General features: G+C 45.7%; 13 protein-coding genes and 1 pseudogene. 7 read left to right on the top strand and 7 right to left on the bottom strand.

All coding sequences use genetic code 11. From position 1 onward, the window contains the following. Window positions 1-164 (top strand): annotated as a pseudogene (locus tag AC3A14_RS14055) (Uma2 family endonuclease); the annotation flags it as partial. Window positions 165-270: 106 nt separating this feature from the next. Here AC3A14_RS14055 and AC3A14_RS14050 read toward each other — a convergent pair. Continuing rightward, window positions 271-1,089, bottom strand: coding sequence for an SDR family NAD(P)-dependent oxidoreductase (locus AC3A14_RS14050; RefSeq protein WP_318731702.1), 819 nt, complete (start codon window positions 1,087-1,089; stop codon window positions 271-273). Window positions 1,090-1,382: 293 nt separating this feature from the next. Between AC3A14_RS14050 and AC3A14_RS14045 the strand changes: the two genes are divergently transcribed. Continuing rightward, complete coding sequence (locus tag AC3A14_RS14045; protein WP_318731723.1) at window positions 1,383-1,955, top strand: EF-hand domain-containing protein; 573 nt, start codon at window positions 1,383-1,385, stop codon at window positions 1,953-1,955. 162 nt (window positions 1,956-2,117) lie between these two features. Here the strand turns inward: AC3A14_RS14045 and AC3A14_RS14040 are convergent, their stop codons facing one another. Then, window positions 2,118-2,825 (bottom strand): 4'-phosphopantetheinyl transferase family protein, encoded by a 708-nt coding sequence (locus tag AC3A14_RS14040; RefSeq protein WP_318731701.1) that lies wholly within the window; start codon window positions 2,823-2,825, stop codon window positions 2,118-2,120. Window positions 2,826-3,037: 212 nt separating this feature from the next. Here AC3A14_RS14040 and AC3A14_RS14035 point away from each other — a divergent pair, with 212 nt between their 5' ends. Next, a complete protein-coding gene (locus AC3A14_RS14035) occupies window positions 3,038-3,724 on the top strand; it encodes a TIGR04283 family arsenosugar biosynthesis glycosyltransferase (RefSeq protein WP_413039207.1) in 687 nt (228 codons plus the stop codon). On the opposite strand, the gene AC3A14_RS14030 is transcribed toward AC3A14_RS14035, so the two are convergent. Together AC3A14_RS14030 and AC3A14_RS14025 are read right to left on the bottom strand one after the other, a co-directional pair. Then, the gene (locus tag AC3A14_RS14030; protein ID WP_318731700.1) at window positions 3,721-4,239 is read right to left on the bottom strand and encodes a methylmalonic aciduria and homocystinuria type D protein; all 519 of its coding nucleotides are present in this window, start codon (window positions 4,237-4,239) and stop codon (window positions 3,721-3,723) included. The genes AC3A14_RS14035 and AC3A14_RS14030 overlap by 4 nt on opposite strands. A 68-nt stretch (window positions 4,240-4,307) precedes the next feature. Further along, window positions 4,308-5,681 (bottom strand): dolichyl-phosphate-mannose--protein mannosyltransferase, encoded by a 1,374-nt coding sequence (locus tag AC3A14_RS14025; protein ID WP_318731699.1) that lies wholly within the window; start codon window positions 5,679-5,681, stop codon window positions 4,308-4,310. A 517-nt stretch (window positions 5,682-6,198) separates the two neighbouring features. Between AC3A14_RS14025 and AC3A14_RS14020 the strand changes: the two genes are divergently transcribed. Genes AC3A14_RS14020 through AC3A14_RS14010 form a run of 3 tightly spaced genes read left to right on the top strand, consistent with a single transcriptional unit; the run spans window position 6,199 to window position 10,511 of the window. Then, window positions 6,199-8,853, top strand: coding sequence for a DUF3536 domain-containing protein (locus AC3A14_RS14020; protein WP_413039123.1), 2,655 nt, complete (start codon window positions 6,199-6,201; stop codon window positions 8,851-8,853). 38 nt (window positions 8,854-8,891) lie between these two features. Continuing rightward, window positions 8,892-9,914, top strand: coding sequence for a hypothetical protein (locus AC3A14_RS14015; protein ID WP_318731697.1), 1,023 nt, complete (start codon window positions 8,892-8,894; stop codon window positions 9,912-9,914). A gap of 9 nt (window positions 9,915-9,923) precedes the next feature. Beyond that, the gene (locus AC3A14_RS14010; protein ID WP_318731696.1) at window positions 9,924-10,511 is read left to right on the top strand and encodes a Uma2 family endonuclease; all 588 of its coding nucleotides are present in this window, start codon (window positions 9,924-9,926) and stop codon (window positions 10,509-10,511) included. Between the two features lie 88 nt (window positions 10,512-10,599). Here AC3A14_RS14010 and ftsY read toward each other — a convergent pair whose 3' ends face one another. Then, on the bottom strand, window positions 10,600-12,138 hold the full coding sequence (gene ftsY / locus AC3A14_RS14005) for a signal recognition particle-docking protein FtsY (RefSeq protein WP_318731695.1): 1,539 nt from the start codon (window positions 12,136-12,138) through the stop codon (window positions 10,600-10,602). A gap of 8 nt (window positions 12,139-12,146) precedes the next feature. On the opposite strand from ftsY, the gene AC3A14_RS14000 reads away from it, so the two are divergent. Further along, complete coding sequence (locus AC3A14_RS14000) at window positions 12,147-12,287, top strand: hypothetical protein (RefSeq protein ID WP_487779035.1); 141 nt, start codon at window positions 12,147-12,149, stop codon at window positions 12,285-12,287. A 49-nt stretch (window positions 12,288-12,336) separates the two neighbouring features. Here AC3A14_RS14000 and hemN read toward each other — a convergent pair whose 3' ends face one another. Beyond that, window positions 12,337-13,737 carry an oxygen-independent coproporphyrinogen III oxidase gene (gene hemN, locus AC3A14_RS13995; RefSeq protein ID WP_318731694.1) on the bottom strand — a complete coding sequence of 467 codons (1,401 nt, stop codon included), beginning with the start codon at window positions 13,735-13,737 and terminating at the stop codon, window positions 12,337-12,339. A gap of 83 nt (window positions 13,738-13,820) precedes the next feature. Continuing rightward, window positions 13,821-14,576 carry a biliverdin-producing heme oxygenase gene (locus tag AC3A14_RS13990; protein ID WP_318731693.1) on the bottom strand — a complete coding sequence of 252 codons (756 nt, stop codon included), beginning with the start codon at window positions 14,574-14,576 and terminating at the stop codon, window positions 13,821-13,823. Between the last annotated feature and the right edge of the window lies 1 nt (window position 14,577).

Below are 14,577 nucleotides of genomic sequence, written 5' to 3'. Positions count from 1 at the left end.
GGGCAGAGGCTGAATCCCAACGGGCAGAGGCTGAATCCCAACGGGCAGAGGCTGAATCCCAACGGGCAGAGGCTGAGTCCCAACGGGCAGAGGCTGAACGGCAGCGATCGCAACGTCTTGCTGAACGGTTGCGGGCTATGGGGTTAGATCCAGATAATCTTTAATCAACCTGAGGAAGCGATCGCCAAAGCAACAAGCAGTAGGGGCGAAAAATATGCAAGCCCCTACTTTGGTACTCTTACTCTATCATGCAGGAAACTGCTGTAATCATTAAGCAGCTCGATCGCTCTCAGAAGGAGATCGCAACGGTAAGACTCTGCGATCTGGGGCTGCTAAGGCAACAACCTTCTGCATCACTTGTGGGAAGAAGCGCCCCATCAGGGAGGCGACTTTTCCTTGCCATCCGACGACAATTTCCTCGTCGCGATCGCGCAATCCCGCAACTAGGGATTTGGCAACCATTTCGGCGCTATCCGTGGCTACCCAACGAAATTTATCCGTATTCCGCACCATGTCGGTGTCGGTGAGCGACGGCAGCAAGGCGACAACGCGTACGCCTTTGGGGGCGAGTTCTTGGCGGAGGGCTTGGGTAAAGCCAACAAGGGCAAATTTGGTGGCGGAGTAAGTGGCGTAGCTGGGAGCAGCGACTTTACCCATGAGGCTGGAGACGTTGACAATTGTCCCCTGGGAACGGGTAACCATGCGTTTGGCGATTAAGCGGGTAATGCGGAAGGTTCCCAGGAGATTGACGTTGATTTCTTCTTCGATTTTACGGGGGTTGGTGGCCAGAAAGTCCCCTTGGTGGGCAACTCCAGCATTATTGATCAGAAGGTCAATGGAGCCATAGTCGCGCCAAGCTCTGGCGATCGCCCCATCTAAGGCTTGACCATTAGTCATATCAACAGCTAGAGCAACTGATTCAACTTCAGGATACTCTTGTTGGAGTGTTTCAACCATTTGTTGCAAGCGCTGAGAATCTCGGGCAACGAGGAGTAAACGTTTGACTCCTTGGGCAGCAAGTTCTAGAGCGATCGCTCGCCCAATGCCCCGTGATGCTCCAGTGATCAGTACAACTTGTCCTTGGATCATGGATTGAACCTCCTTTATCCGACAGGGTTGACAACGCGCCCAAATGACGACGTTATGTATCGTATTGTTTCAAGAGATTGACAAGGACAGTGTGAAGTGTGTCTCTATAGAAGAGTGACGGCGATCGCAGCCTCTGTGAAGGAATAAGGAATACGGAAATACAGCATTTTGCAATACATAAATAAGTTCTGTAATAAAACTTCCCTTTTAGTCGGCTATTTAGAGATTGGTTAATTTGAAGAAACAGTGAGAAATGCTATACTGCCCCAAAGTTGATTGTGGAATCAGTAAAAATGTCTCCAGAAGAGTTTTTGTCATCTACTTTTTGGGTTACCAAAATGAAGACCTACTTCAAGGTTATGGATACTAACCAAAATGGCTTTTTATCGCGCTCTGAATATGAGGAGATTGCGAATCGGTTGATACAAAATCAAAGCGATCGGTCGAAAGACGAAGAAATTCTTGCGGTATTTCGCTCCCTATTTGACAATTTCGTTGCTGGAGGAAATCCAGTCGATCCTCAAACTCAGATTGGTTACGAAGAATTCCTCACTAATGCGGCGAAAGCAGTCTCATTGATGCAATCCTCCCGTGAAGCAGGCAGGCGAAAAAACGAAGTGTTCTTTGATTTCGTCGATACAGATGGCTCTGGAGAGATATCTCGTGAAGAATATCGAAGGTATTTGGCCGTATACTCTGGGGGAGAAAACACCGACACTGCCGATCGCGCTTTCGACAGCATCGACGTTGATAGCAATGGTTTTATCTCCCGCACCGAGTTTATTGAAGGTCATATGCACTACTGGTTTGAAGCCACTAGCGATCCAAGCTATTCTCCACTTCCCTATGGACCATTGGTAGATTAATAATTGCTCTTATGTCACTTTCCGAGATGCCAATGAATGTGCATCATTAGAGCGAGCGATCGCTTTTATATTCGTGAAGGAGAAACGAAAAAATAAGGGTTAGACTCCTCTTTTTCGGAGAGTGACAGAGGAACAATAATTTTCGATCGCCCTATCGAGTTTTTAAGTTTTAATTTTTAATCGATCTAGAATCACCTGTTTTTGGTCAACCTGCCAGTTGTCTCCCTCAACAGACACCGCCGCTAGGGTACCAGGGGGAGTGGTTAGCGAATATAATGACCAGGCGCGATCGCTAACTTTTGCCCCAGTGTCTGTTAATTCAATTTTGGCTTGTTCGAGTCCCGCTAATCCTTCGCCAATGGCTTTTAAATAGGCTTCTTTGTACGTCCAATAGCGAAAAAAAGTATAGGGCTGCTCAGAAATGGGCGTGTTTTGAATATGTCGATATTCTGAAGGTAAAAAGAAGCGCTTGGCTAAGGAGTCTAAGTCTTTCAGAGGGCGAATGGCTTCGATATCTACGCCAATAGATGAATTAAGGGAAAATCCATACAGGGCATGGTTTTTGGAGTGAGAGATATTGAACTTTAAGTCAGATTTTGGTAGGGCTAAGGCCGGTTTTCCCCGCTGAGAATAGGTAAATTCAACTTCTGAAGGATGACAGTTTAAATACTGTGCCAACAAATAGCGGAGAATACCCCGCGCCAGGATAAAATACTGTCGATGCTCGTCAAAATGGAAGCGCTGCGATCGCTCCACTTCATCCGGAGACAGAACAGATGTAAATTGTGTTAACTGCGGCATAAACTGATTTAAGTCAGCCTGCCATAGGTGAAGGTGGCGATCGGATAACATCATGTCTATAGATACCATTTTATGCCCCTCATCCCCCTTCTCCCTTGGGAAATGCAAGAGGAGAGGGCAAAAGCTGGACGATTTAGAAATCAATTCAAAATACTATATGTAGCACAAGAAGGTATCTTATGAATCTCCAGAAGTGTTGAATGTTGAGATAAAACTTTTTTCCTCGCAGCAGTGATTGGGTTTTTACTGTCCTATGTGTTTACCATGTCTCCAGAGAATTAATGAACGTGAGTATGATTTCAGTGATTATTCCAGTTCTGAATGAAGTGGATCAAATTTTGTCTACTGTGGCTAGGGTTCAGCAAGGAAAAGAGGTGGAGATTATTGTGGTGGATGGAGGATCTACAGATGGGACGGTAGAATCCTTAAAACAGGAAGGAATTAAAGTGATTCAAACGACTCCGGGACGAGGACATCAGATGAATGAGGGGGCGAGAAACGCTAGGGGAGAGTATTTATTATTTTTACATGGAGATACTCAGTTGCCTAGGGAGTATGACCAATGGGTACGGGATATTTTGCTGCAACCGAGGGTAGTTGCAGGGGCGTTTGAGTTGCGGATAGGTTCAGAAAACTGGGGTTATCGCATGGTGGAATGGGGGGTGAAGTGGCGATCGCACCTTTGCCAACTTCCTTACGGAGATCAAGCGATTTTTTTATCCCGTGCTAGGTTTGAGCAGGTGGGTGGATTCCCAGAGTTACCGATTTTAGAAGATTGGCACTTAATTCAATCGTTGAAACCGTTGGGAAAAATTGCGATCGCACCCCTCCCCGTCGTTACCTCTGCTCGACGTTGGCAAAGATTAGGCATCTGGCGCACTACTGCAATCAATCAAGGGGTATTGATGGCTAATTTTTTGGGAATGGATCTGCATCGAATTGCCCGTTGGTACCGAAAAATCCGTTAACAACGATCGAGGAGGGTAAAGTGGAGAGCGGTGAGGATTTCTGGTACGGGAGCAGCAGAGATCATCACACTGGGATAGACTGCGGTTCCCCAAAAGGGGTGAACAATGGTGGCACAGTCTCCATTTTTCTCAATGGGATATCCCAATGCCGCATGAACCGCAGGTACATCTTTGTGGGAAAGGGTTCCAGGGGAGCATCTGCGGGGATATCCGGTGCGCGGATCGAATGCATCGGTGGGATAATCGCGATCGCATAACCAGTTAGCGACTAAGTCCGACCATCGGATAAAATTGTCCAAGAGGATGTTTTTTTCGGCTTCAACTTCTGGAGAGATTTCAGTTAAAGGCATCTGTGTTTGTTGCAGGAAAATAATTACCGAGACGGAATCATTTTGCCAGTTGGGTAGTAATTCCTGAAGATGTTCCTGCACATAATCACTTGGGGGATGAATGGAGATTTCTACCGTGAAGGTTTGGTTATTCCGTTTTACCGTTAGGGTTTGAGAAGGATTCATGGGGGAATACTATAATAATGTAATTGATGAGTGTTCATTGAGAAACTCAAGAGGATTCATCCTTAATCCTAAATCCAAGTGTTGAACCACATGCGTAGACGAAAGCCTTGGGGAGAGAGCGGTAGACCAAGATAGATAGGGAGCCAAAAGAGAAAGGCGATCGCCATCACCCCTAAAATACCGATCGCTAAAATCCGAAATTTTCGCCGAGAATGATACAGCCATCGCTCGAGAATAACACTGAGGGCTAAAATGGCAAAGATGAGAGCACCCATGTAATGATAGAGAAATAAGCATCGACTGACGATGCTCCAGGGGAGCCAGTTGGTGATATAGTTGATGCCTAGATAGAGGGAGAGATTGAAGAGGGTTGGGGATGAATAGCGTTGTAAAAAACACAAAGATAAGAGGGCGATCGCTACAGTTGAACTCCACCACAACAATGGATTTCCGAAGGCATGAACATCAAAAATTACTTGCCCATCATTAACTGCTTGATAATAATAGGCAACAGGACGAATTAAAAACGGCCAACTCAACCAAGACGAGCAATACGGGTGAACTTCTTCACCGCCACCAATGCGGTTATGATAGCCGATAATTTCCCCTTGCATCTGCCAGAAGCTATAGTCGGGATTCAGGTTAAGATGGGGAATCCAAACTAGGGCATAGGTGACATAGGGTACAATTAGCCCATAAAGGGGAATGGTCCAGAGTCTTAACTTTGTTGCCCTATCGTACCAGGACAAATTAGCGATCGCGCCCTCCCTATTTTCCCACTTCTCCCACAGCTTAATAACTAAAATTACTCCCCAAAATCCGAGCCAAAACCCCAATCCATTCCACTTCACCGCAGCAGACAACCCAAAACTTATCCCCGATAAAATCAGTCCTAGCGTGCGCCATCGAGGAGTGGTTTGTAATCCCCATAATCCGAAACCCTGTCCCAGCAATCCAAACAGCACTAAATAAATGTTGATCAAAGCATAGCGAGATTCGACTAAAAACAAGCCTTCTATCGTCATTAATCCAGCCGATAGAAAGGCATAACTTTTGCGCTGAGTTAACTGATAACTGAGCCACGCAACCACCAAAGGAATCAACGATCCGGTAAACGCATTGAACCAGCGGTAACTCAATGGGGAGCGTAGAGAACCGGTTAAATCGTTGGTAACGGATGAATCCCCTAAAGACAAGCGATCGGCTAGTCCCATCCCCACGGCAATCAGATACTTCCCTAGGGGAGGATGGGCATCAAACAACTGGGTTTTATCTAAATAATTCTGGGCAAATTTGGCAAAATAGACCTCATCAAAAACCAGAGTGTTAAACCGATTTAATCCCCAAAACCGCAATCCTAAAGCAATAATCCAGAGCAGTAATAAACCGCAGCTAAACCAAGGGAATCTTGACCGAAAGGTAGTAGGAGTAAATTGGAGCATGGGGAATTAGGAAATTAGGGAATAGGGAATAGGGAATAGGGAATAGGGAATAGGGAATAGGGAATAGGAATCAGAACGTTTGTGTCTACTCCTGAATTGCCTTTAAGTTTTGGCTCACATCACTTCACTAAGTAATAATTAGTATACCAAAGAGAAAGATTTTTAGGTTACTCTATGCTTTGAAGTTAAAAGGCGTTGAACTCTACAAACAGGCACTTGACACAGGTTTTATTCTGGTAATTAAGAATATCTTTATATTTATTCATCCTGAAGTTTGGCTCTCTGAGATACACTATAAATGGCTCATTTTGATATTCGCTTGCGAAAACGATGATACAAAAGTAAATATTTCGATCGACATTACGATTTATAAACAACTGAGCCATTAATAAGTTTTTAATTAACGCTTATATTGCTTCATGTCCTGTTGGAGGTCTTGTCAACTGTGGTGTCTATTTCTCAATTCCTAACAGAGGGAACCGTCTTCCCCAATATACAACCGATCCCTGAAGTTTCTTTGCCGAAAAAAGAAGGGGATCAAGGTCAAGAATTAGGGGATCAAGTTAATCTTGGAGTTTGTGTCACAATTCATGGTCACTTCTATCAACCGCCGCGCGAAAATCCTTATCTGAATGAGATTGAACGTCAACCGAGTGCTGCCCCTTGCCACAATTGGAACGAGCGTATCTATCATGAATGCTATCGTCCCAATGCTTTTGCTAGAGTTCTGAATGACCAGGGCGAGATCATTGGGATTATCAATAATTTCGAGTATCTGAGCTTCAATATTGGCCCGACTTTAATGGCTTGGTTAGAGCGTTATGATACCCAAGTTTATCAGCGGATTATTGAAGCCGATCGCAAAAGTTGTCAGCGATTAGGCGGTCATGGCAATGCGATCGCCCAAGTCTACAACCACACGATCATGCCCCTGGCGAATGAACGGGATAAATACACCCAAATTCGCTGGGGAAAAGCCGACTTCAAATCCCGGTTTGGCCGCGATCCCGAAGGCATGTGGTTAGCGGAAACAGCGATCGATTATCCCACCGTTGAGAGCCTCATAAACGAGGGTATTAAATTTACCATTCTGGCTCCCTCCCAAGCCCAAACCTGTCGCCCGATCGCCACGGAAGACAACCCCGATCCCGAATGGTACGATGTAGAAGACTCCACCATCGATCCCACCCGTCCCTATCGCTGTTTTATCGCCGACGGTCGCTATCTGGATATCTTCTTTTACGATGGTCCCATCTCCAGCGATATGGGCTTTAGCGATGCCCTGAGTAGCTCTTACCATCTGGGCGATCGCCTAGCCCATGCCATCCATGGGGATCAACGTCCCCACCAACTGATTTCCGTGGCCACTGATGGAGAAACCTTCGGTCACCACAAAGGGGGAACCGAAAAAACCCTGGCCTATGCCTTCTTACGGGAATTTCCCGACCGAGGATGGCAAATTACCAACTTTAGCCACTATCTCAGCCAACATCCCCCGACTTGGGAAGTGCAACTCAAACCCGTCACTGCTTGGAGTTGTTCCCATGGAGTAGGCAGATGGCAAGAAGATTGTGGTTGTGCCAGTGGGGGGGGATGGCATCAAAAATGGCGCAGACCCCTACGAGATGCCCTCAACCACTTGCGAGATCGGTTGGTAGAGATTTATGAAACCCAGGGCTATGAAATGTTCCAAGACCCTTGGAAGGCGCGAGATGAGTATGTTGAAATCATTAATAACCGCAGTTGGCATACAGTCGATCGCTTTTTGAATCGTCATCAAACCCATCCCCTGGAACCGAGCGAACAGATCGAAGCCTTGCGCTTGCTGGAAATGCAACGCCATGCTCTGTTGATGTTCACCAGTTGCGGTTGGTTCTTTGAAGAAATTTCCCGCCCAGAAGGAACGCAAATTCTCCGATATGCCAGTCGGGCGATCGAGTTAGCTAGGGAAGTAACGGGTCAGGATTTAGAAACGACGTTTGTCGATCGATTAGCCCAAGCTCCCAGTAATGTAGACATTTTTGAAACGGGAGCCGGGGTTTATGACAAAAATGTGATGACTGCGCAAGTCAGCTTAGAGCAAGTGGTGGCCCATTTTGCGATTAGTTCTCTGTTTAATAGCTATCCCACCTCCCATAAGGGTTTATCTATGACGAGGGAGCAGTCGAGTCCATCGGACAAAGATTTTTCCTTATATTGCTATTGGATCGAACAACAGGATTATCAGCTCCAGCGCATGGGTTCCCTAACTTTAGCGGTGGGTGAAATTAACCTTACTTCTGAAGTGACGAGGGAAGGGGGGCATTTTGTCTTTGCTCTCTTGCATTTAGGAGGATGGGATTTCCATTGTTGCGTTCAACCGTTCTCTAATCGCCGATCCTATTTATCGATTAAAGAAACGCTCTTTCATGCTCTGCAACAGGCGAGTGCTGCTAATGTGATTTTAGGGATGGCGGAGTGGTTTGGCGACCAAACCTTTAATTTAGACGATCTATTTGCAGAAGACCGCCTGCGGATCATGACTCTTCTGACCCAGGAAACCTTAACCCGCGTAGATCAGTTGTATACCCAAGTGTATCGGGATAATTACGGCGTGTTAAGGGCATTTCACCGGGACAATATGCCGCCACCAGCGGAGTTACAGGTGGCGGCAAATATGGCCCTGTCCCAGCGTTGTTTTAGTCTGTTGAATGCTCTGAAACCCGAGAATTTTGCTTTGCCTGAAGGTTTGAGTTTGCTGCTAGAGTTAGAGGCGATCGCCAAAGAAGCTGAATCTCTCCATTGCCATCTGACTATTCCCGATGGTCAAGAAATCCTAGAGCGCTTAACTTTACTGGGATTTTGGGAAGTTCTGGAAAATAATGACCCTGCCAGCTTAAATCATCATCTGGAGCGACTAGAGCGATTGATCGACCTCTCCTGTCGTTTGCAGGTGGGATTATGCTTAACTCGCTGTCAAGAGCTATACTTTAGTTATCTGCATAATAAGATTATCCCTCGCTGTTTTGGTATTTCCACTTCAGCCTTAAATGGCTCGGAGGAGGCAGACCCGTTAGAGAGCGAGGAGACCTCATCGCAGATGACCTTAGATTTGCCTCAAAGCCGTCGCCTGCTGCGTCTGGGCCAAACCCTAGCCATTGATGTTAGCGTTTGGTTAGAACGCTTAGAGTAATGCCCTAACCCCTTGAGGAACTCAAAGGAGAGTCGATCGTGAAACGTTCCCGTCGCCGAACTCAAACCGCATCTACCCGCAAATGGACCCCGTTATCGAGAATAAAATGGAGACGTGGGGGATTGTGGTGGGTATTTATTCCCCTATCGGGGGCGATCGCCATTTTCTGGAAACCGATCGCCAATCCAGACACCCTCAATCAGATGGGAACGAATATTTCTACTAATGTTCAGACTTTCCTGAGTCCCCTTACCCCTTATATCAATGATCTGAAAGACACTCTCGAAAGAGCGCAAACCATAGATCCCGTGCAACCCTCTTTAGCTCGCCCAGAAGAAGATGGAGATACCGGATCGCCATTATCGACTCAATCGGATCTGTTAAGCGACTCAGAACTGCAACAGATCATTGCGACTCTATCCCTAGAGGAAATCGGCGAAGAAATTAACACGTTCTCCTCCCCTTCCCTATCTGCTCCCGTTTCCCTGGACTTCTCCCCATCTGGGAACAAAGAGAAGAAAAGTCCTCTATCTGCTTCCCATCCTCTGGTTTCTTCGGTTCCCTATTGGAGTCAAAAACCTGCTCAACCTGAACCCGATGAAATTCTCTCTGTCTCTCCAACATTTAGCTCTTCTCTCACCCCAACCACCGGGGAAATTGTCGAGTCAGTGACTCAGAACTTACCCACCGATGGTTCCAGTGTCTTCAGTTCTAACTTAACGTCAACCCGTCAACTGCCCAAAACTACGTTGCCAAACAACACGCCACAAACAACACTCAATGGCAATTCCAGCTCAGGAAACCTACCCTCGTCCTCCGTCTCAGAAACTCGAAGCTTTGGCTATAGTCGCTTATCTCCTTTCGTTGATACATCTCCTGAATCAACTCCCTCTAATCCTTTCACCCCTCAAACTCAATTCACTGCTCCCGCTGGCTCCATTCGTCCCAGGGGATATGGTTTGATTCAACCGACGACTCCATCTTTAACTGTACCAACTACTCAAAGGCGATCGCTCTATCCCATCCCCAACTCTAATCCCTATGAGATCAATCCCAATTAGAGGCTGAATATGGAAACTCCCATTATTTCTTTACCTCCCCAACTGGCTCTCAAAATCAATTTAACAGACGAGCAATTTTGGCAACTGTGCCACGAAAACGACAATTTGCAATTTGAGAAAACGGCCCAGGGAGAGTTAATTGTGATGCCCCCAACTGGAGGAAATACCAGCGAACGCAATGCCGATTTAACTTTTCAATTACAAGCTTGGAATCGGCAAACTAAACTGGGTAAGGTCTTTGATTCTAGTGGCTGTTTTCAACTGCCCAATGGAGCCAATCGCGCTCCCGATTCTTCTTGGGTAAAACTAGAGCGCTGGGATGCTTTAACGGAGAAAGAACAAGATCGATTTGTACCCTTATGCCCCGATTTTGTCGTCGAGCTGATGTCTCCTAGCGATACCTTATCGCAAACTCAAGCGAAAATGATCGAGTATATAAACAATGGAGCGCAGTTAGGTTGGTTAATTAATCGCAAACAGCGACGAGTCGAAGTGTATCGTCCTCAGCAAGAAGTCGAAATCTTGGACAATCCCCAAACGATATCCGGAGAGTTTATTTTACCGGGTTTTATCCTAGATTTATCCACAATTTGGTAATGTTACGGTTTCTTTTATAGAGCAGCGAAAGGGAGAGTGAGGACACTTTCTATTGCCTATTCCCTGAGTTCTACAAGAATTCTAATCTTCATCCACTAATTAATGCTTCCACAAATTCATAACTGGAAAATGGGCGTAAATCTTCAATCCCTTCTCCTGCACCAATAAAGCGAATAGGTAAACCGAGTTGTTGGGAAACCGCTAAGGCAACGCCTCCTTTGGCTGTACCATCTAATTTAGTTAAGACAACCCCACTAAGTTGGGCAACTTCGGCAAACACTTGGGCTTGACGTAAGCCATTTTGACCTAGGGTAGCGTCTAAAACTAAGAGTGATTCTACTTTTGCATTGGGTGCTTTCTTATCAATAATGCGGCGAATTTTGCTCAGTTCTTCCATTAAGTTTTTCTTGTTTTGCAGTCGTCCAGCCGTATCAACCAGTAAGAGGTCTACATTTCTTGATTGTGCGGCAGTAATTGCATCATAAACAACGGCCGCCGGATCAGTATTTTTACTTGGATTAGCAATAACATCTGTTCCAGTTCGCTCTCCCCAAACCTTCACTTGTTCTACTGCGGCGGCACGGAATGTGTCGGCTGCCCCAATTAAACATTGATAGTCAGATTTTTTGGCTAAGTGTGCTAATTTACCAATAGTTGTGGTTTTGCCTACGCCATTGACTCCGGTTAACATCCAAATATTGAGGACATCTTGTTCTGGGGCAAAAGTGGTATCGTAGGCTTTGCCACCAGGATAGTCCAAAATATCACAGAGGAGTTGTTTTAAGTAGGCGATCGCCTGTTCTGGGGGTAAACTTTCTTCGCGCAGTTTAGCTTGTAATTGTTCAATAATGCGATCGGTCGCCTCAACGCCTACATCTGCCTGTAATAACAAGGATTCAACTTCTAAAACCGCATCCTCATTGAGAGGTCCTTGACCCACAACTGCCTTCAATTGGTTAATTAATCCGCGCCTGGTTTTCCCGAGTCCCTGACGCAGTTGTTGTAACCAATTAATCTCTTCTAAGGACACCTCATCTGGCCGTCTCCCTTGTTTAGCAAGAACCTCAGCCGACCAAAGGAAATCTTCATCCAATTCTTGAGGCGCTGGAGAACGACGTTTTTCTTCTGGTTCTGGCGCTTCGACGGCCTTTTCTTTCAGTTCTTCTAACCGCGCTCCCCGCTCTGCTTTGGCTCGTTCTAGGAAGGATACAGGTGCTGGAGTGGGTTCGGGTTCGGGTTCACTTTCAACAACAGGTTCGGGTTTCGGTTCACTCTCAGATGGTGGTTCCGGTTCACTTTCTGTTGCATTCTCAACGATAGGTTCCGTTTCTGAAGGTTCAACAACAGTTTCTGGGACAACAGCAGGTTCCGTTTCTTCAGGGGCAACGTCTGCTTCAAGTTCCTCTGCTTTCTCTTCTACTTCAGAAGAGGGTTCTACTTCTTGTTGTTCTTGTTGTTGAATATTTTGATAAGCAGCCTTAGCCCATGCAAGATAATCTACAGCCTCTTCTGTTTTTTCTACTTCAACTTCCTCCTGTTGCTCTAGTTGCGGTTCAGGGGCAGGTGCAGGGGAGGGAGCAGGAGACTCAGAGCGATTAAACTGGCGGCGAAACCAATTAAAGACCATAGGATTATGTGCAGGTTGTAGGATTAAGGGACTATTGCGATCGCAATCATCAGTCTATCATTGGGCATTCACCAAAAGTACAGTTTCGCGATCGCCCCCTGTACAGCGCTTTACGTTGCGATCCGGCAATAGGGGGACTGAACCCTTAGACCCTAAGCCATACAACCTATTGCCTAGCGCGAAGCTCACTATAACTTTTCAAATTGCCCTAGAAAAACTGGTAATTTGCCGTTTTCTGGTACGAGCATCAAAGATAGAGGCAATATTTCTGATTAGCAATCGACCGGTCGGTGTGACCTCAATTTTCTCACCATTAAACCGAATTAATCCATCCGCTTCCAGGACACGCAGTTCAGCAATTTCTCTGGCAAAATATTCATCGAATTCTAGATCGAAGTGTAAGTGGTATTTTTCCTCGATCACATGTTGGCAAACCTGAAATTGGCACATGAACTCCATAATGACCGCTCTGCGGATGATGTCATCGCGATCGAGGCTAACGCCTTTTTCAATGGGGAGGATACCGGCATCAATGGCTCGATAGTAGTCTGGTAACTGCTTATGATTCTGAATATAGACATCATGTAGCATACTAATGGAAGTCATCCCAAAAGAAAATAAATCTGACTCCGGTTTCGTGGTGTACCCCTGAAAGTTCCTGTGTAGGTCTCCAGCTTGTTGAGCGATTGTTAATTCATCATCAGGCTTGGCAAAATGATCCATGCCAATAAACACATAGCCTCCCTCCATTAATTCTTCAATGGTCATTTTAAAGATATCGAGTTTTTCCGATGGCTCGGGTAGAGCATCTACAGGTATTTTTTTCTGAACTGGTTTCATCCAAGGAACATAGGCAAAATTGAAAATCGCAATCCGATCGGGATCGAGTTTTAGGGTCTTCTCAATGGTATCCTTAAAAGTTTCTAGAGTTTGAAACGGCAGACCATAAATCAGATCCACATTTACACTCTCAAAGCCGGCTTCTCGAATCCAACTCATCACATCAAAGAGCATGGACTCTGGTTGTACGCGATTGATGGCGGCTTGAACTTGAGGATTAAAATCCTGAATGCCAAAGCTAATTCGATTGAAGCCCAAGTTTTTCAAGAATAAGATCGCATTGCGATCGATGTATCGAGGATTGATTTCTAGAGAAACTTCTGCCTCTTCACTAAAACTAAAATGCTGCTGAAATTGATTCCATAAAAATTCAATTTGATTGAGATTTAAATAGTTGGGAGTTCCTCCTCCCCAGTGGAGCTGATTAACTTTTCTGTCTCGGTCGGTCAGGGCAGCAACCTGTTCAATATTACGGGCAACATAGTCCAAATAAGGATCGACTTTCTTTTGGCTCTTGGTAATGATGGTATTGCAGCCACAAAAATAACAGGGACTTTGGCAAAAAGGAATATGACAGTAGAGGGAAATCGGTGTTTTTTTATGGTTCCCCACGGCGATACCCGTTCTAAAATCTAGATCGCCAACATTGGGTTTTAACTCTGTAGCGGGAGGATAACTGGTATATCGAGGTAGAGGTTTATCGTATTTTTTGAGTAAATTTGAGTCGAATTTTACGGTTGTTTGTGGCAGAAGTTGCATCGCTTTACCTTAATAATTTTGTGATTTGAGTTTCATTAGGAGCAGGAGAAGCATAATTGATTAAAGCCACCCCTGCTCAATACTTATTCGGCGGCTGAGACTAACTCAACTGAACTACTGCCAGGCGCTCTTTCTGTACTTCCGGGCTTATCTTGCCGGGTGAGCAAATCGAAGGTATGATCGCCGATCGCCGCTTTTACAGCTGGTTCGAGTTCATGGACAACATTGCGGTTGAGTCGAAACGCAATGTTGGCCTCATCGACAATTTTTTGAGCTAGGGCATCATCAACCGGGAGTGAATTCAAAGCATCGCGGTACTTAGCCTTGAATGCCTTTCTAGCCTCGACGGTGGGAATTTGGTCGAATTCATGGAGTCCAGTCCCCTTATCTGGAGGCAATTCCAAAGCTGAACGGACAATATTTCTTAAAGCCTGACCGCCGGAAAGATCTCCCATATAGCGAACGTAACAATGGGCAACCAAAAGAGCCGGTTCGGTATTGGCGACTTCGTGAATGCGGTCAACATAATTTTTGCCTTCGGGTGAAGGTTGGATTTGCTCTTTCCAATCTTCCCCATAGTAATAGGCTAAGTCTTCCTCTAATTTCCCTTTGCGCTCTAGTTCGGGGAAATAAATGGGAGCGATCGCTTGATGGTCTTTGTGGCGCTGTACTTCTTCTTCGAGGGCACTGTAGAGGAAATACAAATCTGCGGTTAACAGGCGGAAAGGCTCTCTTTCCACAATCCCTTTGAGAAAACATTTCATAAAGGCTGTGTTTTCAGCCATGGTATGGGATTGTTTCGTTCCTTCCCGAAGTTGGCTTGCCAAATTGTTACTCATC

The sequence above is a fragment of the Roseofilum sp. genome (genome assembly GCF_982964205.1).
Note: the sequence above shows the minus strand (reverse complement) of the source record. Positions and strands in the feature narration are given on the sequence as shown.

What these genes read in the sequence shown, in the direction of transcription:
- AC3A14_RS14010 (WP_318731696.1), top strand. Translation starts at nt 9,924, where the DNA reads ATGGAAACTCCCATTATTTCTTTACCTCCCCAACTGGCTCTCAAAATC.
- hemN (WP_318731694.1), bottom strand. Translation starts at nt 13,737, where the DNA reads ATGCAACTTCTGCCACAAACAACCGTAAAATTCGACTCAAATTTACTC.
- AC3A14_RS14025 (WP_318731699.1), bottom strand. Translation starts at nt 5,681, where the DNA reads ATGCTCCAATTTACTCCTACTACCTTTCGGTCAAGATTCCCTTGGTTT.
- AC3A14_RS14030 (WP_318731700.1), bottom strand. Translation starts at nt 4,239, where the DNA reads ATGAATCCTTCTCAAACCCTAACGGTAAAACGGAATAACCAAACCTTC.
- AC3A14_RS14045 (WP_318731723.1), top strand. Translation starts at nt 1,383, where the DNA reads ATGTCTCCAGAAGAGTTTTTGTCATCTACTTTTTGGGTTACCAAAATG.
- AC3A14_RS14050 (WP_318731702.1), bottom strand. Translation starts at nt 1,089, where the DNA reads ATGATCCAAGGACAAGTTGTACTGATCACTGGAGCATCACGGGGCATT.
- AC3A14_RS14040 (WP_318731701.1), bottom strand. Translation starts at nt 2,825, where the DNA reads ATGGTATCTATAGACATGATGTTATCCGATCGCCACCTTCACCTATGG.
- ftsY (WP_318731695.1), bottom strand. Translation starts at nt 12,138, where the DNA reads ATGGTCTTTAATTGGTTTCGCCGCCAGTTTAATCGCTCTGAGTCTCCT.
- AC3A14_RS14035 (WP_413039207.1), top strand. Translation starts at nt 3,038, where the DNA reads ATGAACGTGAGTATGATTTCAGTGATTATTCCAGTTCTGAATGAAGTG.
- AC3A14_RS13990 (WP_318731693.1), bottom strand. Translation starts at nt 14,576, where the DNA reads ATGAGTAACAATTTGGCAAGCCAACTTCGGGAAGGAACGAAACAATCC.